21 protein-coding genes are annotated in these 24,884 nt (G+C 35.9%); 5 read left to right on the top strand and 16 right to left on the bottom strand.

The features are described 5' to 3' along the window. Positions 1-29 precede the first annotated feature (29 nt). Complete coding sequence (locus GH741_RS21835) at positions 30-704, bottom strand: DUF2726 domain-containing protein (protein WP_153735209.1); 675 nt, start codon at positions 702-704, stop codon at positions 30-32. 677 nt (positions 705-1,381) lie between these two features. Next, positions 1,382-1,828: a phosphate-starvation-inducible protein PsiE gene (gene psiE / locus GH741_RS02605; protein WP_153735208.1), complete on the bottom strand. Its 447-nt coding sequence runs from the start codon at positions 1,826-1,828 to the stop codon at positions 1,382-1,384. A 132-nt stretch (positions 1,829-1,960) separates the two neighbouring features. Between psiE and GH741_RS22400 the strand changes: the two genes are divergently transcribed. Then, a complete protein-coding gene (locus tag GH741_RS22400) occupies positions 1,961-2,215 on the top strand; it encodes a hypothetical protein (protein ID WP_420809380.1) in 255 nt (84 codons plus the stop codon). 192 nt (positions 2,216-2,407) lie between these two features. After that, positions 2,408-3,364 (top strand): calcium/sodium antiporter, encoded by a 957-nt coding sequence (locus GH741_RS02595; protein WP_153735207.1) that lies wholly within the window; start codon positions 2,408-2,410, stop codon positions 3,362-3,364. A 1,281-nt stretch (positions 3,365-4,645) separates the two neighbouring features. On the opposite strand, the gene GH741_RS02590 is transcribed toward GH741_RS02595, so the two are convergent. From GH741_RS02590 to GH741_RS02580, 3 genes are all read right to left on the bottom strand, one after another. Then, complete coding sequence (locus GH741_RS02590) at positions 4,646-5,965, bottom strand: hemolysin family protein (protein WP_153735206.1); 1,320 nt, start codon at positions 5,963-5,965, stop codon at positions 4,646-4,648. A gap of 581 nt (positions 5,966-6,546) precedes the next feature. After that, the gene (locus GH741_RS02585; protein WP_153735205.1) at positions 6,547-8,298 is read right to left on the bottom strand and encodes a glycosyl hydrolase family 18 protein; all 1,752 of its coding nucleotides are present in this window, start codon (positions 8,296-8,298) and stop codon (positions 6,547-6,549) included. Positions 8,299-8,502: 204 nt separating this feature from the next. After that, positions 8,503-9,687 (bottom strand): winged helix-turn-helix domain-containing protein, encoded by a 1,185-nt coding sequence (locus GH741_RS02580; protein WP_153735204.1) that lies wholly within the window; start codon positions 9,685-9,687, stop codon positions 8,503-8,505. Between the two features lie 265 nt (positions 9,688-9,952). On the opposite strand from GH741_RS02580, the gene GH741_RS02575 reads away from it, so the two are divergent. Further along, the gene (locus GH741_RS02575) at positions 9,953-10,366 is read left to right on the top strand and encodes a hypothetical protein (protein WP_153735203.1); all 414 of its coding nucleotides are present in this window, start codon (positions 9,953-9,955) and stop codon (positions 10,364-10,366) included. Positions 10,367-10,552: 186 nt separating this feature from the next. Here the strand turns inward: GH741_RS02575 and GH741_RS02570 are convergent, their stop codons facing one another. From GH741_RS02570 to GH741_RS02535, 8 genes are all read right to left on the bottom strand, one after another. After that, complete coding sequence (locus tag GH741_RS02570) at positions 10,553-11,098, bottom strand: GNAT family N-acetyltransferase (RefSeq protein WP_205677305.1); 546 nt, start codon at positions 11,096-11,098, stop codon at positions 10,553-10,555. Continuing rightward, the gene (locus tag GH741_RS02565; protein ID WP_153735202.1) at positions 11,095-11,241 is read right to left on the bottom strand and encodes a hypothetical protein; all 147 of its coding nucleotides are present in this window, start codon (positions 11,239-11,241) and stop codon (positions 11,095-11,097) included. Before GH741_RS02565 ends, GH741_RS02570 begins: the two co-directional genes overlap by 4 nt. Before the next feature lie 3 nt (positions 11,242-11,244). Continuing rightward, positions 11,245-11,790, bottom strand: coding sequence for a hypothetical protein (locus GH741_RS02560; protein WP_153735201.1), 546 nt, complete (start codon positions 11,788-11,790; stop codon positions 11,245-11,247). A gap of 83 nt (positions 11,791-11,873) precedes the next feature. Further along, complete coding sequence (locus GH741_RS02555; RefSeq protein WP_153735200.1) at positions 11,874-12,257, bottom strand: VOC family protein; 384 nt, start codon at positions 12,255-12,257, stop codon at positions 11,874-11,876. Positions 12,258-12,346: 89 nt separating this feature from the next. Continuing rightward, positions 12,347-12,625 (bottom strand): ArsR/SmtB family transcription factor, encoded by a 279-nt coding sequence (locus GH741_RS02550; protein ID WP_153735551.1) that lies wholly within the window; start codon positions 12,623-12,625, stop codon positions 12,347-12,349. Between the two features lie 88 nt (positions 12,626-12,713). Continuing rightward, the gene (locus tag GH741_RS02545; protein ID WP_153735199.1) at positions 12,714-14,795 is read right to left on the bottom strand and encodes an ATP-dependent helicase; all 2,082 of its coding nucleotides are present in this window, start codon (positions 14,793-14,795) and stop codon (positions 12,714-12,716) included. A gap of 9 nt (positions 14,796-14,804) precedes the next feature. Further along, a complete protein-coding gene (locus GH741_RS02540) occupies positions 14,805-17,459 on the bottom strand; it encodes a DEAD/DEAH box helicase (protein ID WP_153735198.1) in 2,655 nt (884 codons plus the stop codon). A gap of 500 nt (positions 17,460-17,959) precedes the next feature. After that, positions 17,960-19,594: a GIY-YIG nuclease family protein gene (locus tag GH741_RS02535; protein ID WP_153735197.1), complete on the bottom strand. Its 1,635-nt coding sequence runs from the start codon at positions 19,592-19,594 to the stop codon at positions 17,960-17,962. Between the two features lie 479 nt (positions 19,595-20,073). On the opposite strand from GH741_RS02535, the gene GH741_RS02530 reads away from it, so the two are divergent. Together GH741_RS02530 and GH741_RS02525 are read left to right on the top strand one after the other, a co-directional pair. Next, positions 20,074-20,322, top strand: a complete 249-nt coding sequence (locus GH741_RS02530) for a hypothetical protein (protein ID WP_153735196.1) — start codon at positions 20,074-20,076, stop codon at positions 20,320-20,322. Continuing rightward, on the top strand, positions 20,319-20,699 hold the full coding sequence (locus tag GH741_RS02525) for a retropepsin-like aspartic protease (RefSeq protein ID WP_153735195.1): 381 nt from the start codon (positions 20,319-20,321) through the stop codon (positions 20,697-20,699). Before GH741_RS02530 ends, GH741_RS02525 begins: the two co-directional genes overlap by 4 nt. Positions 20,700-21,034: 335 nt before the next feature. On the opposite strand, the gene GH741_RS02520 is transcribed toward GH741_RS02525, so the two are convergent. The 3 genes from GH741_RS02520 to GH741_RS02510 all read right to left on the bottom strand — a co-directional run bounded on the left by GH741_RS02520 (position 21,035) and on the right by GH741_RS02510 (position 24,659). Next, positions 21,035-21,286, bottom strand: coding sequence for a hypothetical protein (locus GH741_RS02520; RefSeq protein WP_153735194.1), 252 nt, complete (start codon positions 21,284-21,286; stop codon positions 21,035-21,037). Positions 21,287-21,441: 155 nt separating this feature from the next. Continuing rightward, positions 21,442-21,669 carry a zinc-ribbon domain containing protein gene (locus GH741_RS02515; RefSeq protein ID WP_338079208.1) on the bottom strand — a complete coding sequence of 76 codons (228 nt, stop codon included), beginning with the start codon at positions 21,667-21,669 and terminating at the stop codon, positions 21,442-21,444. Positions 21,670-21,734: 65 nt separating this feature from the next. Beyond that, complete coding sequence (locus GH741_RS02510) at positions 21,735-24,659, bottom strand: glycosyl hydrolase 115 family protein (protein ID WP_153735549.1); 2,925 nt, start codon at positions 24,657-24,659, stop codon at positions 21,735-21,737. Positions 24,660-24,884 lie beyond the last annotated feature (225 nt).

Genomic DNA, 24,884 nt, shown 5'->3' with positions numbered 1-24,884 from the left:
CTACTCCTTTAGACCCATGAATAAGAGTATCAGGTAATATGAACAACTTCTCTGCATTTTGGAAAATTGGGACAGCCGTAAAATAACTTTCCTTTATTATCGCCTTTCTTAGCTTCACGCTTAACCATTTGTGCTCCGCATTTTTTGCATTCTGGCGCTGAGTCATTGTTTGTTTCAGTGGAATTCGTCTGGCTACCTATAGGCGTTGCTTTTTCAAATCCATTAAGTGCTGAATCAAGTTTTTCCTGTAAATCTGACATGGAGTACGCACTTTTATTCTGAAATCTTACTAGAGGTAATTCAGCTGTTTCAAAGACTTGCTCCACGAATTTATCACGTTCCATCCGATCTGCTCTTTGATGAGAACGATCATCTAGCTCAATTCCACATATTGGCTCTACTGTGTCTGTTGAACATAACAGAAAATCAACATGCTTTCTGCTAATTTTGTTGTTATAGGTACTTCTTTCACTCTGATTACCTTTATTCACAAAGAAGATATCCTGTAGTGAAACTTTCGGACATATGATTGCTTTATTTCCTATATATTGCTGAAGAACCTTATAAAAGGATAGCTCAGCATTCGATAGAAAGTCATCTCGTTTTGAATAGGGTAATTTAACTACTTCAATAACATCTTCTTTTGGTGCTATGCCAAATAAATTAAAAATGAATCCAAGGCACCCAGGATTGTTGCTAGACATTTAACGGCCCCACTTCTAAATAATATTACCTTTTAAAAACCAACTTCCACTTCCATAATTCGATAAGTCTCGATGAAATCCTGCAATATAGGGACGGTTCTTTTGCTTCTTCTTCCATTAAATTGAATTTAACCATCAAAATTGTCAGTCTCTAAATGGGCATCTGTCCATTTAGAGACTGACAATTTAATGTATTTATTTGATTACACACGAATCGTCCCCTACTTCGTTTTTGCTATTTCCAAATTGGATAGCAATAACTCAGTTGACATTGACCTGAATCGTCTGGTAATTCCCTTAACAATTAATCGAGTTCTCTCCTCGCTCTTTAATAAAAAAGACACAATAATGTACCATCTCTGTATGTTTTTCACCTGCAGTTACCATGAAATTTACCGTTTGCTTTCAACTCGTTTCCCAGTTGAAAAACACAAGAAATTTTGAAGAAAAAAAGCCTAATTCCTCATATTATTACCGAGAATTAGGCTTTGGTCTTCACCATTGAATATCATTTTCCACTGAATAGAATTCTTGTACTGTGTAGCAAAGAGAACCTAGAAACAACAAGTCACAGTATTCTCCTATTGCCACCTATAAATCAGTGACCACTTAACTCTTTAGTAGAATCAAGGTGGTTATTTTTTGTGTGCATTTTCTATTCGAGCTTGGGAGAGAAGTTACTCTTCCTTCTCCCTATTCAACAAGGCATTTACCTCTGGTCTTTCGCGTGGTGTAATATTCATAATGAAATAGCCAATAATGAGCACCAATATCACAAGTGAATAAACTAACGTGTCTATGGGTTGATCATAGTCAACAATGATTAATCTTACCATTGCCGTAATACCAATATACAAAAAGTATCTTAATGGAAAATGGTAATCCTCTTTGAAGTATTTTACGATCATTGCAATAAACTCAAAGTATAGGAAAAAGATTAGAATTCTTGCTAGAAATTCCTTATAATCATTAACACCAGCCGTCCATAATATGTTAAAGAAAGCAAACAACTCTTGTACTAATAAAAATGACAGAATTGCTGCTAAGAAAAGAAGAGACACATTCAAAACGATTTGAAAAAACTTCGGGGCCACTTTTAATACGTATGTAAACTTTCTTCTCATTTTAACACCCCTTCTTCTTTATAATCATAAACACAGCCTTTAAACGAGATTCATCTTCAACATAAACCAATAAATTTCGCGTTAACTGGATACCATATCTCTTAAAGCTATAATGAATTCACACACGAGCATATGTTCAGTTTACGCATGCTTTTATTACCTGTAAAGAAAGAGGCATGGGGGTACCCTGATAGTCGAAATAGTATCCAAATTGTTCTCTCACTCGAGATGAGTGAAGCTCTTGTTTGTTTGCCTATAGTGGCTGTAGATACTTCTCTTCCTTATTTGATCACTTCTGTAACCGCAGCCCTTAAGAAACAATCTGAGATTGCTTTAGGTAATATTATTGATGAGAATTGGTTGCTGCGTAGTACAACGATACTGTAGAAAAGTTGCCTAACTAACCTACTCAATTAATGCCTTACACCAAGAGCAATTCCCTCTTAGAGTCCTTTTCAGCATGAAAAATATACTTCGACCAACAGAGGGAGCAAACCCGTTTAAAATTATCCCCCCTGTGGTAGACTTATGTATAAGTTGATAAACAATTAAAAAGACGTACTGAAAGAAGGTGAACACATGACCTATCTCTTATTGTTAATAGGATTTGCTCTTTTAATTAAGGGAGCTGATTATTTTGTGGATGGATCCTCGAAGATTGCACAAACTTTGAGAGTATCACCAATGCTAATCGGCTTGACAATCGTTGCCTTTGGTACGAGCGCACCTGAGGCATCCGTCAGTTTTATTGCTGCATTCGAAGGAAACAGCAATGTAGCTATTGGAAATGTCGTTGGAAGCAACATCTTTAATTCTACTTTCATTTTAGGAGTTACAGCAATTGTATTCCCATTGGCAGTTCAGAGCGATACAATAAGAAAAGAAATCCCATTTGCTTTGTTGGCAGCCGTTGCATTGCTACTCCTCATAAGTGATATTCAACTTCAATACTCAGAAATCAATCTTATTACGAGAACCGAAGGGATTCTTCTGCTACTTTTCTTTGCTGTTTTTCTTTACTATGTCTTTGAGATGGCAAGGAACAATCGAAATCAGATAGAAGAGAATCCTTCTGTTACTTTGAATACATCATGGACGAAAAACCTTATATTTTCAATTGGAGGCCTTGTTGGTATTGTATTTGGGGGCAGCCTAGTGGTCGAAAATAGTATCCAAATTGCTCTCTCACTTGGGATGAGTGAAACTCTAGTTGGTTTGACTATAGTGGCAGTAGGCACATCGCTTCCTGAATTGGTCACTTCTATAACTGCAGCCATTAAGAAACAGACTGAGATTGCTATAGGTAATATCGTTGGTAGTAATATTTTCAATGTCTTTTTCATTTTAGGAGCTTCAGCAACGATCCATCCATTAGCTGTTGATCCAAAAATATTTTTAGATATGTGGCTAATGATTTTTGTGACCATTTTATTACTTATCCTATCAAGAACCCATTACAAGATTTCAAAGATAGAAGGTACAATTTTAGCGATTATCTATATCATTTACGTTACTTTTATTATTTTCCGAAATTAAACATCAGAGTAGTACGATTAGATTATTGATAAAGCTTAGAACAATCTATCCTTAGCTGAAAGCTAGATTATATTTTCATGTTAAGAATCAGAACCGATAGAAAAGATTTCTGTCTGTTTTATTTATTGATATAAAAATAGCTCTTGTTCCATTAACGAGCAACCAGCAGTTGTACATTGCTTCACAAGTTAGCTTAACTGAGTCCTTTCTGTAGAACAGTGGTAGGATTAGGAAAGAATTTTTACCAAATACTTCTGAACGCATCCGAGCAACCCTGTTAAAGTGTTTGCTCTTCTTTATTATTTCTGGATCCATAATTTAATCAAAGTGTAATATAGGTTAGATTCTGAAAAACCAATTGAATACCTTTTTATACAAGGTAACTTCATCAGAAATCAGTTTAAGGTATTTATTGCACAGAAATGGTCTACTACGTAATATAAGAGCTATTCCACAATATGGCCGGATTGCTTATTATTCAACACTTACCTATAGTTCATATAATCCATGTTATGAGATTAAGTAAATACATACTTCGATATTTATTGTAAAAACTTTTATTTGGCAAATAAAAAGTGGTTACCAATAATTCGGTAAACCACTTTCAAGCCTTTATAACACTGTATCGTTGTACTGTCCAGCAAGTGCGGACTACGCAGACAAATAAAAGATATGCTTATGGACTATTGGCTTACTAATACTTTATTTTCTTTTAATTGGTGGTTACTTTTAGCCATTACAATTATCTTTTTTATAATATGGCTGATCATTCTCGATAAAAAAAAGAATTATTGAAATTGCTTCGTTTGGTCTTTTAATAGGAACTACAACTTTTATTTTAGATATTACATTAGTTTTATGTCTTATCCTGACAAAATAATACCAGTAATACCTCAATAATTGAAATTCATCATGTGCATCTACCTATTATTTATATGTTAATTTATCAATTCTTTAATAATTGGAGATCTTTTTTAAAAGCTATGACAATGGCTTCGTTTGTTTTTTCTTTTGTTTTTCAACCATTGGCAGAGTGGCTAGGGATTTATGAAATCTATAACTGGAAATACATATATTCCTTCCTTTTTACATTTTTATTGGTTGAATATTTAGGTGCACATAATTAGGGTCAACCAAATCGAAAACAGAAGTTAAAGCATTCTCTTTTATTGGCGAATGCTTATTTATTTCTTGATTGCAACGAAGATCGTTTCACCTTCAGGAATTTAATTCTTACATCTCATGTGTGTCAAAAGTTCGTTTTCCCATCTTGTTGTTAGTCTAAATTTTCTCCATCTGTTCTAGGGAAGCTCTTATGTTTACAATTCTTTTCTCCCTGGATTCTTCTACAATAAAACGAATGTGCTTATATTTAATTTCTGGATGGTCATTTTCACTTGGAATATACCCAAGCATTCCAATCATGAAACCACTTAACGTATCGTAATCTTCTACCGGCAGGTTCGCTTTTAACACCTCTTCTACTTCATAGAGATTGGCAGTACCTGGTAGAATAAGGTTCCTTTCATCTATCTCGATGATTGTATCTTCCTCATTTTCCGCTTCATCATGTTCATCTGTGATGCTACCGACGATTTCTTCCATAATATCCTCAATAGTTATTATACCGTCCGTTCCGCCGTATTCATCTATAACGACAGCCATATGTGTATTGATCTCTTGGATGTCTTTCAATAAATCATCGATTTTTTTTGACCCTATTACATATAAAGGTTCTCTTGAAAGATCTCTTAGGTTAAATTTTTCCACATCACCACTCTCCATAAATTGAATCAAATCTTTTACATGGAGAATACCGATTATATTATCCAAATTTTTTTCATAAATAGGAAAGCGGGTATATTTTTCAACATTGACTATTTGAATAACTTCCTTAAAGTTTAAATGAAGTGGTAATGCTACAATATTTGTTCGATGCGTCATTACATCTGATACATCTTTATTATCAAGTTCAAAAATATTGTTTATCATCATTTTTTCATTTTGCTGGATTGTCCCTTTTTCTTCTCCTACATCTACCATCATCCTAATTTCTTCTTCAGTTACATTGTCATTCTGTGCATTAGGATCTACTCCAAATAGTCTAACGATTATATTCGTTGAGACAGTTAAAAGTTTTACAAAAGGAGAAGAGATTTTTGATAATACTGTAAGAGGAACCACAGCAAGATTGGAAATAGCCTCAGCTTTTGTTAATGCAAGTCTTTTAGGGACTAATTCGCCTAACACTAATGTAAAATAAGCAAGGATAAGCGTAATAATTATAACGGAAAAGGCTTCAAGCAATTTTGCAGTCCCTGGAACACCCAAGGCTATAAGCCAATCGGTAAATCCTCTTGCGAAACTCTCTGCTGCGAACGCACTGGCTAGAAATCCCGCTAAGGTAATTCCAATTTGAATGGTAGCTAAGAAGCGGCTTGGTTCTGATAAGAGTTGGTGAAGCAAGATTGCCTTTTTTTCTCCTTTATCAGCCAACATTTTAACCTTGTTATCATTTAAAGAAATTAATGCAATCTCTGATGCGGCGAAAAAAGCATTTAATAAAATAAGAACTACTAATATAGGTATTTCTATACCCAAAAAAATCCAGCCTCCGTCAAATACATTTACTAGTCAGTACTTCTAACTGACTAGATTATTATAGATGAGTCCATTCAACTACTCAAACCTCAATTTAGTCTGTTTTAACCGTTTTTAAATCAATTTAATTCAATTCCCATATCTTTAAACGTCTTCTCTTTTATTATTTATTAATTAATCATGGTATATCTAAATCTCGTACAATATAAAACTAAAAGCTTTAAATTTCTTAGCAATTTCCTTATTTTAACTCTTTTAATACTAACTCTATATTGTTTATAAAATACCTTTTATTGCTTTCTCAGGAATAGCTTGAGTACATTCTTTTCACAAGTTATCCAAAACTGAAGACAATTACTGCGAAGTATTGTCTACTGTGCAATGGTTTTTAAACAAAAAAAATACGGATATCTATTTTAACTCCCACTTTTATAACCTTAAGTTATATGAACTAACATGTCCTTAAAAACAGTCCGAAAATTACTGTAATTAATCTTCCAAAAAAAAAGAGATACCCAAAACCTTTTGGATATCTCTCCCTTAAAGCAATTTAACTTTTTGGTTTTCACCGCACTGAAGGTTTACTTTTTTATAACTTTTTTATAATTTAATTCATCGTGAAGCGTAACCCATGCTGATTCATTTGCAAAATATTTACTCCAACTAGCAATTCCAGCCAAGTTATATTTGTGAACAAGTTCTGCTCTTTGCTTTAGTGAATGTTCGTTTTCTAACCACATTTTATATACGATTGGTTCTTTAGGATCCTTGTACTCAACATAGTGCTGTTTTGTCTTTGGATCGAGTTGAGGTTCAAGACCCTTATCATTTATCCAAGTCTTAACTTCATCCATTGATAAAGCTTTTGAACTGACTTCGGTTGATCCATCTTCCAGTTCTACCTCTTTCCAAAGTCTTGTGTAAAATGGAATACCGAGTAAAACTTTGTCATGAGGAACTTCTTCTAGATAGCGTTGTAGATTCTTCTCTACCCATGGCAAACTTGCGACACTTCCTGCTACTGGCGATGAACCCCAATGCTCATCGTAGGCCATTACCATCATATAATCAACGGTCTCTGCTAATGCTTTTCGATCATAAAATTTTGACCATGTGGGGCTACTTGAGATAAAAGTTGTGTCTAAGGAAACAACAAGCCCCGCTTCATGCGCTAAAGGTGTTAACTCTCTTACGAATTGGGTTAGTAGCACGCCATCTTCCTCATAAACATTCTCAAAATCTAGGTTAATACCATCTAAATCATAGATTTCAGAATAAGAGAGTAGCTGACTTATAATCGTTTGCCTTTTATCATAGGTACTCAATGCTTCTTTGGTTAAATCCTTATCAAAATCATTTGAAAAAAGACCCCAAACGACATACCCTTTTTCATGGGCATCCTTTACATAGTCCTTCGACCCATAATTTCGTAGCTCACCATTTTCTTCGTTAAGGTGAAACCATGTTGGGGAAAGTACTTGAACTCCTTCAAGTTTTGGTACCGTTTTAGGTGTGGCTTCTGCCTGGTAAATCGCATCCCAAGTGACATGAATTGGCCACGATAGATTACTAGGGTAAAACGAGCGGTCATCTGGCTTCGATTTTGTGGTGATTGTATTTATGCCACTCAACTTAATCGTGTCCTTTTCTAAATAACCGCTAATTCCATTAGAGGCGCGTATTTTATACCACGTACCATTGTCTTCTTCAATCGTCACTTGGATTCCTGAAGTTAACTCCTGCACGTATGGAGCGGTCAATGTGGGTTCCGTTCTCATCCGCAGTTGATCTACATTATCATTTTCTTCAATAACGACACCTGTTTGGTAGCTTTGATTGTGTTTATAAATAAAAGTAGTATTTGTTTCACTCACAAACTTAAACTCTATCGGATAAATATCTGTAAGCCATGATGTTGAAACAAATATATCACCATTCGTATGTTTAATCGCAGGAAAGGAAAGTTGAAATTCCTTGTTATTCAAATAATAATTAAGGTGGTCTGTTGGCATCTGATAGACCTCATTTGAACTTGTAACAATAACGGATGATGCTTTCTCATCATAGGTAATATATTGATCTATATTTTCTTTTAAAAAAGAAAAAGAAAGATACGTTTCACCATCGATTTGTTGAATCTGATCATATAAAACAGTGTTGTCAAAAATAAGAGGCCAATCTCCCCCTTCAAAAAATGTTACTTCCTCATCTGAAGGAAATGGATAGATAAGCCAAAACGTTATAGAGGAACCAATAAATAATAATGACAAAAATGCAACGATATAAGGAGCTTTTTTTCGGTTAGTCTGTGTATGTGTATCAATTCTCGACAAAATTCTCACCTCATAGTCTATGATATAAGAATTTTGTCGTTGTGGAAATACTTTCGTTAAAATTGGTAAAAAACGGATTTTTCTTGTTAGTGGTATAGAAAAGGGGAGAAGTCTGTTTGCTCCTCTTCAATTGAAGCTTTCACAGTGTTACCGTAATCATGATTTTTAACAGTCTTTTCCATTGATCCCCCTCCCAAAAGAATCTCAATCAGCAGCTATTGCATCGCACCCATTGAATATCGCAAACCTTTTGAAACAATTGTCTAAGGCTGTTCGCAATTGTTTTGTTTGCTTTACACCATTCTCATACCAGATGTTTTTAACGACAAGCCTCTTGTTTTTTCTCTCCACGATTACCTCGACACGTCCGATGAAGCTCTCTCCGTATAATAGAGGCAGCACATAATGGCCGAATTTCCGTTTGATTGCAGGCGTGTAAATTTCCCAGGTGTAATCAAAGCCAAATAGTTCGTTGATAAGCTTTCTGTCCCATATTAAATTATCCAGCGGGGCGATCAGCTCGCAGCGAAATTTCGGAGTCGGATTTTTTAAGACTGCTTCGATAATTGGTAAGTCCTCCGCACAGAAATACAGCGTATCCTTCATCTGCTCCACGGAGACAGCAATAATTCGAGCTTCGTCCAATAGCTGGCGGAAAACTTCTTTGCGCTGCTCCGCTTTCAGCCCCCATATGTTCAGCCAGGCATCGGATGCGCGATTCCATAAAAGGCCAACCGCACCGATTCGGCGCAGTACTCGCCACTTGTGATGTTCAAGCTGATTGGGTAACGGCTCCGGTGCATTCAGCAAATTTGGCTCTATGTATTCCTCCGAGATATCGTAGTATTTGCGCGTGCCTTTTTTGTGATGGATAATCAAATCGCCTGTCGAGTACATTTGTTCCAATACCGAACGGGATGAATTATTTCCACCACTCCAGTGAATGGCTGATTGCCAAGAGAAATCCTCATCTAATTTTATATCCTTCGAACTTAGAGCACCTTGATTTTCGATATGAGTCCGTACTTGCTCTGTCAAAGCTTGCATTTGAGGATAGTGTTCGGCATGTTGTCGGGCGACCTGCCTGTATCTCTCAAAATACGGCCAGTCCTCGACAGAGATAATCGCCAGGTTCTTATCGGGATAATCGACCAATTTTCTATCTGTGTACAACAACTCGTCGAGCATTTCCTTGGTAAATCCCTTGATTCGCGACTGTAGCACCAGTTCAGCGTTTTTTCCGCAAACATCGATAGGATCAAATTGAATACAGCCAGCTTGCCGAACGAAATCTAATACACCCTGTTTTTTTGCAAATTTGTATTCGCCCAGCAGTCCGTGTTTCAACAACAAAAATTGCCGTGCCTGACGGTTCGTTAATTTGATCATTTGAGCACCTCCTTATTCAAATATACCAGAGTAAACAACGTCATTATTATCATGTCTATTAAGGATATCTGCTGAAAATTGATAATGATAATAGATACCTATTATCCAACAATCTCAGTGTAGGTTATTATGGTTAATGAAACAAAACATTATGCCAGTCTGTAACCAATCAACAAAACTAAATAACTTTATAAATGTAAAGACAGCATAAATAACCTCCAGTTTCATATAAATTAACTAATCATAATAAGCTGGGGGAATGATGATGACTAATGAACTAGAAGTGGAAGAGTCCGTTGAAATATCGGAGGAAGTATTAAAAAAATACTATGATTTAAATAATCAAAAAAAAGTATTAGAAGCAGAAATGAATCAGATCAAAAAACAAATTCATACCTATTTAGATGAAAGCTTTGGCAAAGAACAAAAAGGTGAAGTGAAACGAGGAAAATATAAAGCAATAAGAACAATTCGCTCTTCTGTCAATTACGATGAAGAGAAGACAGTACAAAAATTGGAAGAATTAAATTTAGAAGACCTTATCTTACAAGTAAAACGACCAGATACAGAAAAACTAGAAGCTGCAATTAAAATTGATTTAGTTAAGGAAGATGAATTCGTAGATTGTAAAACCAATAAGCTGTCCCAAGCCCTCACAGTTAAGGAATTAAGCTTATAAATACCAGACCTATGTAATAGGGTCAGATCCTTAAATGGACAAGTATCCAAAGGGACGGTTCTTTTGCTTCCAAACACCTATTCCTATCAACTAATGCATCATAGAATGGAAGCATATGAACCATCCATATTTTTTACAGTTCTTCTCCGTTAGTTAGAAAAACCGAGGCACAGGCACCCTGTCCCACTAAATTAGTTCATATTCCAACTGGATGTCGCGTGGGTCACTTTCATAAAGCTTCTTATTCACTTCTTTTGCATCAACGCACCCAAGAGATCGATAAAATGCAATTGTTTCTTGTGACGATGCTGCACACAAATAAAGTTTTTCGGCTCCCCATTCCTTTGCCTTTTCAGTACATTTTTGAAAAAGGTGTTTTCCTATTCCATAGTTACGAAATTGATTTGAAACGAACATTGAATCAAGCAGGACGTACTTCGCGGATTCACCGAAAAGAGAACTATTTAATGTTACAAAGCCAACTAATCTTTCCTCTTTATCGAATGCCCCAATTGCTACACCACCCGCTAAAATTGTTTCTTTCAGTCCATCACGGTATTTTTCGTAGCCATCTGGCCAATCTTCTTCCATATAATCAATTGAAATCAACTGATACTCTCTATCCAAGTATCTCCAAACTTTCTCAATATACTGACTTGGATCGATTTCTGAAATTCGATCACATTCTTCTACTAATAAATCACGAAAAGACAATTTTGTTAACATACTCATTTTGCAATTCCCCCAAATGTTATATAAAGATAACCGATTGTTTTCACCTTAAATGAACAGAGGGACGGTTCTTTTGCTCCCAAGACATCTATTTCTAGCAAACTAATAGTGTCATAGAGTGGAAGCACACGAACCGTCCCCATGATTTATTTCCATATATCCATATACTTTTTTCTGTACTTTTTGTCGTCTACAGTATCAATCAAATCTAAAGCAGTTTGTTTGATTGTCTCATCATTAAAATAGTTATATAAATTTTTCATGTTATGAAGGATGTCATTACGAATTAAAGTGAAATTTTTCTTATCTGTTCCATTTTTAAAACGTTCAACCATATATTCCATAACCATTTCTTTTTGAGGTGTACCAGAAATTCCAACCTTCCATATAGATTGGAGGCTATGTCTAGCTGTCACGAACTTTTCATCATATGTTACCTCCCATAACTTAGGGAAATCTTTGATAATTCTCATCTCTGGATCACTTTTAGCTAGATTAGCTAAATATTGTGCTGCACGAGAGCGTTGATGGTTATCTTTATGTGATAAGTCCTCTAACAGTTGGTCCCATATTTCATACGCCCAATCAACTTTTTGATTAGTTACATTTAAAATATTTTGATATGCTTCATAACGCTCATCTTTATCGCCTGATTTTGATTTTTCAAATTCCGATTCCATTTTACTGTCCAATTTTGCACCACCTAATTTATTTCACCAATTTAAAATTATCCACTATATTCGTTCGTTAATAATTAGGTTACTTCGTGATCAAATTACTGCTGTATTATCTGAATAAGGTTGCCACAAGTATCGTCGAAGACAGCTATTGTTAAATCGCCCATATCAGTCGGCTCCATAGTAAACTGTACGCCCTTTTCCATTAATCGTTTGTGCTCTTTACGAATATCTGCAACGCCAAACATTGTTACTGGGATGCCATCTTCAAATAACTTCTCTTGATACTCTTTGGCGGCTGGGTGTTCATTAGGTTCGAGTAAAAGCTCAGTTCCGTCTTGTTCACCGGGAGAAACAAGCGTTATCCATCGATGTTCTCCAGTAGGAACATCATGTTTTTTAACAAATCCCAACGTCTCTGAATAAAATTCTAGTGCCTTGTCTTGATTTTCTACAAATATACTGGTTACTATAATCTTCAAAATGTTTTTTCCTCCTTTGATATTTGGTTGACGCTCTAATGTTTCTAGCTTGGTGCAGGTACCAAAAAACGTTAAGAGTTTAAATAAAATCACTCTATCCATCCATTCAGCAGATCTTTAAGTGGTTCGTTGTTGAATATAAGTACTCGATATTTCCCCCTTCTTTTCGATTTTACAAGTCCAGCATCTTCCAATGCAGAAAGATGTTTTGCTATCGCTTGTCGTGAAATGGCTAAGTCGTGCTTCATAATGAGACGTGCTGTAAGTTCATACAACGTTAGTTCATTGCGTTCGGATAGCTCATCTAACATAAGCCGTCGAGTCGAATCACTAAGTGCTTTGAATATAGCGTCTTTGTTCGAATTCATATATCGAGTATATGCAACCATAAAGTTGCATGTCAAACAAAACATAGGGACGGTTCTTTTGCTTCCGAAGCAAAAGAACCGTCCCCACTCACCCTAAATACTCCAAACTAGTAAAAAGCTTAGAAAACGTCTTACTCCCATAAGCATCAAATATAACTGTGATAGAATCTTCATCTTCCGACTCAACAATTCCCTCACCATACTTTTCGTGCTTCACACGTTTTCCGTCTTTAGCTTGCTCTTCTGGATCAACTTCCTTTATCGGCTCGGCATCTAGACTTTGAGTATTTTTGGATTGATTTGCCAGGATCTCTTTTCGAATCGATTGTAGGTCCACTTTTTGCGCCTCATTCTCTTCCTTAGCAACCAAGTGACTTGGTAGCATATAAACAAAATTACTTGGTCCTTCCAACACGCGATAATCGCCAGGATTGGTATAATAGGAGATTTCCAAATCATCTTTAGCTCTCGTGATTCCTACAAAAAATAATCGTTTTTCTTCTTCCTGCACCTCCGATGATGCAGTACGAAGTGGAATTAATCCATCATTTGCGCCAACGATATAGACACGGTTGAATTCCAATCCCTTACAGGCATGTAAGGTCATCAGTTTGACACTATCATTTTCTTCATCTATTGAATCTTTCACTATCTGTATGCCATACAATGCTGATGAATTGAGGTAGTCTCGCATTCCTTCAGTTAGAGATAAATTTTTTTCTTCAATAAAATGCGCCATACTATCGAAGAAATCCAGAATAAATGTTTTATTTTCTAGATAAGTGGATGATGTTGGCGATAAGTAATTGTCCAGTTCAAAGTAATCATAGATTTCTAAACTATTTCCTACCTCCGCATCCTTAAACCATGTGTTAAAGCCAAATATTTTAGCCAATAAGACAGATGAATCCTCCGCCTTGTTATTAAACAATCCTCTTATTTTTGCAAAAGAAAGTCCTTCCCCGAACCCCTTATCATTTAAAGCTGTGATGATATTGTTCTTATCATTGCTATTGATCGATGCCTTCAGTAAACTAACAAACCACCTGAGAACAGGAATGTCCTTTAATGACTTTTTAATGGAAACCTCAACAGGAATGTTTTCTTTAGTGAGTGCATCTTCAATCGTCTTTGACTGTCTTTGGGTGCGATAAAAGATAGCAATATCTTTATAGCTGACAGTACCCTCACTTGTCAGCTTTTTGATTTGATCACACAAATATTGGGCCTCATTAAACGGATTATAATGATTTTTAACGACAATTTTGTTCCCTTCCTCTCGTACACCTTCTAGCTCAGAGCTATCTGCTAAAAACTGCTTGGCTGCATCAAGGATAGTGGAACTTGATCGATAGTTAATTGGTAGGGACATTTCCTTGGCATCATACGTTTGCTTGAATGTCTTAACTATGTTTTTCTCGCTACCCCTCCAGGAGTAAATGATTTGATTAGGGTCGCCGACGACGAACAATTTCGTGCCGGTTCCACACATGGCTTTCATGAATGCTAGCTGGGCTGAATCACAATCCTGAAATTCATCAATAATGACCCACTTCGGCGTAAATGTCCCTGTTTTCAATAGTGTCATCGCATGGACGATTAAATCATCAAAATCCATTTTGTTTTGCTTTTGTTTCTCTTCTACCATGCACTCCCATAATGATCCGATATCATCTTCTCTTTTCATGTTTCCATACAACTTATTTCCGTTCTTGATTGCTTCGATCCGGTTTGTGAGTTTATTTTTAAATTTAATCGTAAAACGATGCTCAATTATTAATCGATTCGCCAATTCGATTAACTCATCTTGGTCCATAATGGTAAAATCTTTGGTATAACCAATATCTTGAATTGGTAGGGATTGAGACAACAATTTAGCCGCAACACTATGAAACGTACCAAAATAAGGCATGTCTTTCTCTTTTATCTCCGGATTTTCTACTTTAATGCGATCCTTGATTTCCTCGGCCGCTTTATTAGTAAAAGTTAGAACAACCATATCTTTTAAATCAATCTCTTTGACTAAATGAAGATACATCACTTTGGCTATCAGAACGGTTGTTTTTCCACTTCCGACATGAGCATTTAAAAGTAGTGCAGGACTATTATCTAAAACAGCATCTTTTTGATAGGTATTTAGTTTGTTGAGCATATCATCCGTTTTAATCATAGGACCCACCTATCTTTCAGTTAAATCTGAATATCGTCTAGAAATTTTATCTCTAGTTGCCACATTTCCCTTTGGTGCCGTTTCGAAATCGATAGCAAAATCCTTCGGTGTGTTGACGTAATGGTTAATCATATTTTTCAGCTTGCCTTTATTGTCACTCTCATTGATCCACTCTTTATAAAAAGGATTATCTAGAATAAGAATTAATGTCGAGCCTTCCATTCTGACAGCTGGTACACTCGCTAGAAAATTAGATAAATATTCTCCTGTTGCTTTCATGAATCTAGTGAAATTGGTCCACTCTGCTTGTAATTTTGAGAATTCAAATTTCTTTTCTATCACTACTTGCGGGGCAGCGACTGGTACTTTCATACCCTTTGGTGGTACCAATTGTTTAAATATACTTTCTAGTCCCCACAGCACGATTGTCTTATCGAGATTGTAGTCACCGATACAAGCCGGACACCCTTCGTTGCATTTACATCCGCTTACCATTTTTATCGCATTATCAATAATTTCTGTAAAATGGTCAAAAGCCTTCTCCGCATAGCCGAGTCCACCGATATATCGATCATAAATGCAGATGGAAGTTGTTCTCTCCTCATTGGTTGATTCCTCCAACATGGATGTACCGACATCTTCCTTGGTCGCCATCGTTAACATCAATGTCGCATTGAGTAGCGCATAACTCATGCCACCAAAATAAGTCTCCCAGAACTGATTTGGTAAGTCTGTTCCCTGATTAGGTACTAGTTTCCTGAAAAGAATATCAACATTTTTAGGGATTAGTAACCGAACACCTTCTGTTTCAAATGATTTGGATAAATGCTTGGCAAGTTCTTCAAAGCCTAAATTTTGATGGTTATGAAATTGGATTCTTTTATAACCAGTTATCGATTCCGTCACATTGACATCGCCAAAATGTTGCTTTGTTCTGCCAATGTCATCCTCTTTGAAATCCTTTATTTTGATCACTGATGTGCCACTATGTGAGGCCGTATAGTAATTGGCATCCATCGGTAGGCCGTAAGCTACTCTATTTTCTACATCTAAGTTCTCAATTTGATAAAGCAGCCCATCATGTAAATAAATCGCACCTTGATGGATTTCTTTAAACGCTTGTAATTCGTCCATTTCCGTAAGCACCGTTGCATCGGTTTTATTCACGAGCTTATATCTTTCTTTATCCATATTTCTTAAGCTAAAGTCCCCGGCTGGAAAAGAAGGTCCAATCCAAGTGAACTTGCCATTTTCACTTCTGAGCTCCCCTGCTTTAATCAAGACAGGAACGATTTCTCCAAGTTGCGGAAAAATAGCAATATCATCTAACGATAAAGGAATTTCAGGTGCAGCCGCGCGAACATGGGCTAGTTGAATAAATAAGTTATTCGTATCAACAACGGCATTTTCACTGCCATTGGAAAAGAGCCACTCCGGATTAATGCCAATGTATTGATCAAAAGGTAGATTATCTAATAGTAGATAGGTAGATGAACCGACGCCACTACGGCCTGCCCGTCCAGATTGTTGCCAAAACGAAGCCCTTGTCCCTGGAAATCCTACTAAAACCGTCGATTCCACACTTCCGATATCAATCCCAAGCTCAAGTGCATTGGTGGAGACAAGCCCTTTTAAATTACCGTTCACCATCTTAGTCTCTATTTCTTTACGCTCTTTCGGCTTATAACCTCCTCGATAGCCAGAAATCAACTGGGAATAATCCTGTACTTTTGTGCCGTCGTACTTTAATTTATCCCGAGCTTCTTTTAGCACCACTTCGACTGTTTTTCGCGATTTACAAAAGGCAATAAAGCTGTTATCTTGCATCACCAGCTCTGGTAAAAATTCGGTAGCTTCCTGAGCTGGACTTACCGGATAATCGGTACCTTTTATCATAGGTGGCTGCCATATGTAATAATTCTTTTCTGGGGCCGGCGAGCCGTCCTTATCAATCAGTGTAAAAGGTTTACCAGCGATCTTCTCTGCTAATTCCACTGGATTAGCTATCGTTGCTGAGCTACATAAAAATTGCGGCGATGAATGATAATAGTTTCCTATCCGATTTAATCGTTTCATTAAATGGGACAAATGCGAGCCAAACGTCCCTCTGTAGGTGTGCAGTTCATCAATGACCACGTATTTCAAGTTGGAAAAGATAAAGTTAAACCCATAGTTATTATGATTAGGTAGGAATGCAGTATTGATCATTTCAGGATTCGTTAAAATAATATTAGCGCTATTTCTGATCCTACTTCGTTCATTAACAGGGGTATCGCCATCATAGACTCCAGCTTGTATCTTATTTTTTCCAAAGTAATCTAACAGGGGCTGGATATTGCGGTATTGGTCATTGGCTAATGCTTTTGTGGGATAGACAAAAATTGCTCGTGTCATTGGATTTTTCAGTATTTCTTGTACAACTGGCAATAAAAAACTTAGTGTTTTACCACTCGCTGTTGACGTCGTAATGACAACGTTTTTCCCATCCAATGCTTGGTCGAACATCTCTGCTTGATGACTATAAAGCTGCTTAATTTTATTTTCCTTAAGATAATCTTGTAAGCTAGTTAATAGTCTATCTGGAAACTTTTTATATTGAGCCTTTCGCTCCGGCGTTACTTTTTGCGCAATGATCCGATTGTCAAATTGAGTGAAGTCATTCATGAACACCTCTCCTTTACACACTTCATAATCGAACGTTAGTTCCTATTTTAACATAGGGACGGTTCTTTTGCTTCTTTTTCTGTTGAATTAGATTTTGAATACAAAAAGTGTCAGTCACTAAAATGGATAACTGTCCATATCTACCTCCTTACACTTCAAGTTATTTCTTTGATTACGCACGAATGGAAACATACTAACCGTCCCTGATTCTTATCAAAATAGTTTTACCCTATTCCCTCCTCACTGCAAACTATACATAAGCCTTTTTTGTGACTAGAGGGGCCAATTACACAGGGACAGTTCTTTTGCGCCTTATTACAACCTTTTCACTATATAATCCATCTATTGACTAACTCTATAAAAGAAATGCCAGTCACTTTTGACGTTGAACAAAAGTGACTGGCTCTTTTTTAAAAACCATATGAAGACGGTTGTCGTCCTTCCTTTAAAGCAATTTAGTTCGGAGAGACTTGTTAAAGTCAAGTTATTGTATAAATAAATCAAGCCACAACGGAATTCTCAAGAGACAATGTTTGATTATACTCTTCTGCTAACATTGTTGTTACAAATTCAACAGTAGGATCTATGTCTTCAACAATTTCTCTTAGGCTATCAATATCCGTCTTGAAAAATTCTTTACGATAATTAACTTTATTTACCCTCTGTTCATTCAAAATAGAATGAAGCTTCTGCTCTAAACCAACTGCATCATCACTAAAAATCATGGCATGGACATCAAATTTAAATGGAACCGAAGCGTCCCCTAATTCATCAATCCTGTCCTGAGGCACCATTCTTCTTGTCATCCCTATTTTAAACAATTCATCACCAAAGGACCCTAGGTTTGAGATTACGTAAACGTATCCTGCCTTACCTAGTGATAGACTGGCAATTTCTTCTTTCTTTTCATTTATATTGTTCATTTGGACTTCCAACTCAATTAATCTGTCCATCAATTGCTTAATCTTTTCCTGATCAGTTTCTGTTTCTAATAATTCTTTATTTCTAGTCATTTCAATTTCAAATTTTTGCTCTTCTTTTTCAAGTTTTTTACGTTCTTCATCCAATTTCTTTCTTTCCATTACTTCCTGTTTCATTTGTTCTTTAATTAATCTTTGTTCTTCTTTCTCTCGTTCTCTATATACGTAATATTTATATTCAATATTTATTAGCTCCACATAAAGTGGCTCAATCTCTGATAAAAATTTAGTTATAGTTGAGAGTATCGATTGATTTCCACTTCCGCAGATTGCCAAATACTTAGTAAAAATATCCTTAACTAATTGGATAGATTCATCTAATTTATTGTATCTCAGTTGGAATAATAAAAGCTGCATTTCTGATTGCAAGCCTATGATCATTAAATTATAGATGGTCTTATTTGCTTTTGTAGTGTACCTACCTTCATACTTTTCAAGTACATTCTTAATCTCTTTATTAGTTGCATTAGAAAGTTTGCGTAACTCCTTTGAATTATCAGAATGCAAATAAAGCTTAATTACGGTTCCTAGAAGAGAATCTGCATCTAACTGCTCTTCTAATTCTTTTATTGAACTTTCGACACTATCAAAGTTTATAGTATGCGGAAATCGTTGATCAAAGTTTTTTAAGCCCATTACCTCTGATTTAAATTTCCTAGCTTGATTTTGATATCTATTTACTTCTTTAACTAATTTCTCATACTCTTCTGTCAACCCATTTATATTATTCTGATACTCTGTGGTCTTTTCAACTACCGCATGTAAACTCTCGTTCGCTTCTTGTACTATTTTTGTTGCTTGTAACTCTGCATCTTCAATAAGTTTGTTATTCTCTTTTCTAACCGAATCCACTGTCTCTTTTATTATTTTTTGCACTAGATTCTCTTTATTGTTTAGTACATTATTTCTCTCTTCAACTTCATTATTTTTTTGTTCAATGCTGCTATCTAGCTCTACAAGAATTGCTTTCTTTTCTTTTATCGGTGTATTAACTAGTTCGTCTTCCTTCAAAAATGTATATGCCTTTCTTCTTTTTACAAATTGGATGATGTACAGTGCAATTGCTAGGATAGCAGGTAAAATAAGAAAACTAAACAGTGATAGGATTAGAATAAGACTAGTTGAGTACCACCACTTATCTTTGTATAAACTCATAATATTTCCTCCCTTTTTCCATTATAATCTTGTAATATGTCAACATAACGATCTATGATTGTACACCTTCTTTCTCACTAATTTGGAGTACTATTTACCAGTTCTATCTTTAATCATATTTTACCAAATTATTTGGAAAAAATTTCAAAAATATATTAGCTTAATGTAATTTACCCCTTAATTCCAACAGTTTTTCTAATTTGTTCAACTTATCTTAGCTTTTCCGATTAATTAATCGAAGTTCATGTCACACGCGGATAAATGTAAATGTGGAGTGTCTAACCCATTAAAATGTTGTTTCAACCAAACTAAAAAGGTAAAGACATAGTAAAGGTGATGAGACAAAGTATATCAGCTGATCATTATTAAAAATAATAACTCCTTTACTCTAAACTTGTTCATTCTGAAAGAAACAATAGTTAGATGATTATATGAGGAAAATGATATAATAAGTGTAGTAAAGAAGGGATGCGATAAACATGAAATGGTCAGAAGTTAGAAGATTATACCCCAACCAATTTGTAAAATTAAAAGCGTTAACTTCTCATTTAGCAAATGATCAAGAATTTATAGAAGATGTTGCAGTTATTAAACCAGTAGCAGATGAAATAGCAACAAAGGAACTGTTAAGGTCAAAGGGTGATGAGTTGGTTTATCATACAGTTAATGAAAATATTGTTTTGGAAGTACGACAAGATGTAGGATTACGGAGATTTGACTTACCATGAAAATAAAATATGAATATGGGTTGCTTTTAGTCAATATTGCTTTATCTTTTAACGGAAAAAGTAAAATAATTGAGAATATGGTTGTGGATACAGGTGCTGCTAGAACATTAATTTCTCAAAATATTGTTGAAGATATTGGGATCCAAGTTGATTTACATGATACAATCGTGACTTACTTTGGAGTAGGTGGAAAAGAGCATGCCTTTAGAAAACAAGTTGATCAAATTCAAATTGACGATTGTTTGTTTGAAGGTGTAGAAGTGGATTTCAATGACTTTGGTTATGATGACATTAATGGATTACTCGGATTAGATTTATTATTAAAAGCAGGATTTACACTAGATTTATTACAACTCGAGATGAACAGAACTCCCTAGAGAAAATCCTCAGTAAATAAAACCACTTAGTTAAAGCCTCCTCTTTTCTACATTTCTTTTATTATTCATACCTTCGGGAAATGTTACAACGTGATCCTCCACACCTGCAAAAAGGTGTCAGCCGAGGAGATTCCCATATGATCAAATGTCCACTTGAAGAGCCTAACCCTTACTTAATATATTTCTTAATATACGTTCGGAAACAGACGAACCGTCCGGGACCAGTGAAAAAGTCCATTAAAATTTACGATTTTTAGAAAACAAATTTTCTCCATAAAAAAAACCTAAATGGTATAATTAGTACGTCGAAATACCAAACCATTAATTTTGATTGTTTAGACACACTTTTTCATAAATTCTGCATCAACAATAACTTTATGAATGACAAAGTAGTCTAAAAATTCTCCTGCAGCAGTTGGCGTTAATTTGTCTTGCCCAAATAATTTAGTAAAACAATTCTCGTCTTCTTCAAACTGTTCATCAAATTTTTCTTCGACATCACTGTCCAAATACTGATATCCATAATGATTTAAATAATCCTTGAAAAGAACAATGACTTTATCATAATCCCTATATGTTCTTGGCATTAATCTATTTTCTTGTTCTTAGAGAAACTCCTCTAAAATAGTATCTATACTTTTCACACGTTTCACTCCTTACCCCTATAATCAAATAACTCACCAAACCTTCGTCTTACCCGACATTCTTCACATCGTTTTGGAAAATCAAATCCTTTTTTTGCTTATAAAAATTGTTGTTCACCGACTGTAAACGTAAATCGATCTCCACAATCCAAGCATTTTAAGATGAAATCTTGTGGTGCAGATCCCTTTAATGCTCCAAGAATGTTTGCTTCCCTAATTTGTACGGCATTATGATCCTCCTCCAAAGCTTCATCTTCTCTTTTGAAAAATGTCAGTACCATGATGTTAGATAAAAGGTCAGACTCACCATATGGACAAATGCCCACGTAGAAGTCTGACCCCTTACGTAAAAAAATACTGTTTTTACGGTTTTCGTTCTGGTGTTACCTTACTATTTCCCTACATAATAAGATTCTGTCGGTCCCAGATAGCTTTTTGCAGGTTGCTTTCCTTCTGGGTAGATTACTAGTTTTTCTAACACGAACCCAGGACTCACTGCATAAATCCTTAGTGTATTTAATCCTGCCTTACAATTAATTCTATTGGAATGCCTATGGATATTATCAAGGACGCCTTCTGCCCATTCATCACCATTAACACGATATCCTTCAGGCTTGACGTTAACAATGTTAATGTCATCCTCATTTGCTTGTATCCCACAGAATAACAAATTGTCTTTAGTGACCGGATTGGAAGGCTGCATATATAATTCCAACTCATAAGAGCCTGCTTCCTGTACTACGAAAGAATACTCCAGATATGGCGCGTCCTGCTCTACCGTAAAATATTCCGTTGTTGGAAAAGCCTTTACTGCAGATAATGTCTTGCCATATTCCTGAAGGACTTCAAACCTGTTAACATCACCCTGTTGATTCGTTGCTTCCTTATTTACGGAATAATGCTCTGCTTCTATCGATATATATCCATTTGTATCGACAAAGGTCATTTCAGGGAATTCACTGAATTCAGTTTTTGGTGTAGCATTTACAACAATGATACAGGTACCAATCGACATTTTCACTTCAATTTTTCCTTCTGTCTCATCATTCATCGCACTACGGTCAATCTTTACATTGATTGTTTCGGTTGTTTTTTCTACACCATCTAAGCTGCCGCTCGTCTTAGAACATGTCAACCACTGATTTTCAGAAGTAATCTCATAATCTGCATGTTTGTCACTCATACTAGATATGGTAAATGTTGCTTCTTCAATATCCGGCTGTAAGAAATCATTTAAATATACTGTATTATTATGCCATTCAGGACCTTCGTTGTACTGTTCTGTTCCGTCCACCGTGACTACCATTCTAGGCTTATTAGCAGGTAATACATTCATTAGCACTGGGTTCTTGGCTTCTTCTTCATTCCAGTTGGTAAAACCGATGTGCTCAGAAAGTCCCATTCCATACCATTTACCTTCATCAATTGTATGATACTGTTCGACTAGCTTTTTATCCCTTTTGAAGCAAGCTCTAATCTGATCTGTCAGTTTGTTTGCTTCCATTTTACGAAGCTTAGCATCATAATGATTTTTTGTGGTAAGCAACCACATCTTCTGCAAGTTCAGATTTCCTACTGCAGGATAGTACACGAGTGTAAAATAAGTGGAAAAGTCACCATTATCCACCTTCTTATATATTTCTTCAGCAATAGTTAAAAGGTAATCGATTTGCTCCAGTGTATGGTCTGTTTCCTTGTAATTTACCGGATGATAAATAGCTTCATTCATTGCCTCAGGTCTACGGTTATGTGCTATTTTTGTGTAGCCTGTGAGCAATTCAAATACCTTCTCTTTATCCTCCGCATCGAATACACCATCAAACTGTCTGTCAATCCATTGTCTTGTATAAATATCTGTTGAATTAATCGCATTTGTTCCCCACTTTTCAAAATCATACGCCAAGTCCATGAAATAAGATAATGGGAATTCCTGCGTAGCAAGATCACCAACATTTACAATCCATAAATCGCTAACACCAAAGTCGTAAGCCATCGTCATCTGTTCCCATACCTTAGGAAGGTAAGAACTGTTGATCCACTCATAAGATGCTGGTCCACCATGGTAATCAAAATGATAATACATGCCATAGCCACCGGAATGGCTACGCATTTCTTCTGTAGGTAATGTTCGTAAGTTACCGTGGTTATCATCACAAAGCATCAGGATGACATCCTCAAGCACCTCCGAGTTCATCAACCCCGGTGTATCCTCATCCCCATAAAAGAATGGTTCTACCTCTTTATATAGCGCTAACATTCTTGGCACTTCTGAAAGGTTAGGATTGACATTTTCCTTGATCAGCTCGTTTTGAGTTTGTATCACATCTCTTAGGTATTCAATATTGTCAGCCAATGTGGATCCTTTTCCCATAATGGAAGTGTCTTGTTCACCACGCATACCGACAGTTATGACATTTTCAAATTGACCTCCACGCTTTAATCCGTCTTCCCAGAACTTCGTGATTCCCTCTCTATTCGTGACAAAGTTCCAAGCGTCTCCATAAATAGAGTCCTCTCCGCGCAGATACTTATATTCCTCTCCATAACGAAGAGCAGGCTCATGGTGGGATGCACCCATTACTACGCCATACTCGTCCGCAAGTTCAGCATTAGCAAGTCCAGGTCCTTCATCAAAAAATCGTGCTGACCACATGGCAGGCCACATGTAATTTCCTTTCATTCTTAGCAACAGTTCAAATACATGCTCATACATTTCTGCATTAAAACCACCAAATCTCTTCATCGTCCAGTTGCCAAAAGCAGGCCATTCATCATTGATAAAAAAGCCACGGTAGCGAACAGATGGCTCTTTAGATATGTATTTCAAGTCTCCATTTAAGGATATGGAATCTTTACGTTTTGGCTTCACATCAGCCCAGTCTACCAGTGGAGAAACACCAAGTAGCTCCGACAGATGAAAAAGACCATAAATTGTACCGCGTTTATCACTTCCCGCGATTACCAAGGCTTTTTCAACACCCTCAAATGGATGTTCAATCACTTGAAACAAAAATACTTCTCTCTTTCCTGTTATTTCTGATAGATCTATCAGCTTTTTCTCATTAAGTTCCTCAAGCATTGGACTGTGATCGACTGTTCCAAACAAAATAGCAGTCTTCCCTAGCTTCTCTCTATCTGTGGTTACTTGTGGTGCATATCCGAAAACCAACTCGATATCATGCATAACCTTGCTCGCAATCTTATTGACACCACTAAAAGCTTCTTTTTCCTGATAAAATAATGAACCTAGCGTTGATGAGTTATCATCTGCAGCAGATACATTTTTCAACATTTCTTGATTAATAACAAATTCCATAAAGTAATTCCTTTCTACTGTTGTACTTTCCATCTCACTTATATTCGATGGAAGCGTTATTATAAAAATCCTTACTGATACTAACTACAATTATTAATGCAGTTAATATTTATCCAACAGTTACTATTGACCTATAACAAATATAACATATTCCATTTTTTAATTTTCCAATAATGCTCTATTTCAATATAAAACATTATCGAATACAATCTAGCTTCCACAAAA

It is taken from the genome of Aquibacillus halophilus (assembly GCF_009649745.1).
Classification (GTDB): domain Bacteria; phylum Bacillota; class Bacilli; order Bacillales; family Amphibacillaceae; genus Aquibacillus; species Aquibacillus halophilus.
The sequence above is the reverse complement of the archived record's forward strand: the minus strand, read 5'-3'. Positions and strand labels throughout refer to the sequence as shown.

Bases quoted from the DNA above. Each gene is read 5' to 3' on its own strand.
- GH741_RS21835 (WP_153735209.1), bottom strand. From the start codon at position 704: ATGTCTAGCAACAATCCTGGGTGCCTTGGATTCATTTTTAATTTATTT.
- psiE (WP_153735208.1), bottom strand. From the start codon at position 1,828: ATGAGAAGAAAGTTTACATACGTATTAAAAGTGGCCCCGAAGTTTTTT.
- GH741_RS22400 (WP_420809380.1), top strand. From the start codon at position 1,961: ATGTTCAGTTTACGCATGCTTTTATTACCTGTAAAGAAAGAGGCATGG.
- GH741_RS02595 (WP_153735207.1), top strand. From the start codon at position 2,408: ATGACCTATCTCTTATTGTTAATAGGATTTGCTCTTTTAATTAAGGGA.
- GH741_RS02580 (WP_153735204.1), bottom strand. From the start codon at position 9,687: ATGATCAAATTAACGAACCGTCAGGCACGGCAATTTTTGTTGTTGAAA.
- GH741_RS02575 (WP_153735203.1), top strand. From the start codon at position 9,953: ATGACTAATGAACTAGAAGTGGAAGAGTCCGTTGAAATATCGGAGGAA.
- GH741_RS02570 (WP_205677305.1), bottom strand. From the start codon at position 11,098: ATGAGTATGTTAACAAAATTGTCTTTTCGTGATTTATTAGTAGAAGAA.
- GH741_RS02565 (WP_153735202.1), bottom strand. From the start codon at position 11,241: ATGGGGACGGTTCGTGTGCTTCCACTCTATGACACTATTAGTTTGCTA.
- GH741_RS02550 (WP_153735551.1), bottom strand. From the start codon at position 12,625: ATGAATTCGAACAAAGACGCTATATTCAAAGCACTTAGTGATTCGACT.
- GH741_RS02545 (WP_153735199.1), bottom strand. From the start codon at position 14,795: ATGATTAAAACGGATGATATGCTCAACAAACTAAATACCTATCAAAAA.
- GH741_RS02540 (WP_153735198.1), bottom strand. From the start codon at position 17,459: ATGAATGACTTCACTCAATTTGACAATCGGATCATTGCGCAAAAAGTA.
- GH741_RS02535 (WP_153735197.1), bottom strand. From the start codon at position 19,594: ATGAGTTTATACAAAGATAAGTGGTGGTACTCAACTAGTCTTATTCTA.
- GH741_RS02530 (WP_153735196.1), top strand. From the start codon at position 20,074: ATGAAATGGTCAGAAGTTAGAAGATTATACCCCAACCAATTTGTAAAA.
- GH741_RS02525 (WP_153735195.1), top strand. From the start codon at position 20,319: ATGAAAATAAAATATGAATATGGGTTGCTTTTAGTCAATATTGCTTTA.
- GH741_RS02520 (WP_153735194.1), bottom strand. From the start codon at position 21,286: ATGCCAAGAACATATAGGGATTATGATAAAGTCATTGTTCTTTTCAAG.
- GH741_RS02510 (WP_153735549.1), bottom strand. From the start codon at position 24,659: ATGGAATTTGTTATTAATCAAGAAATGTTGAAAAATGTATCTGCTGCA.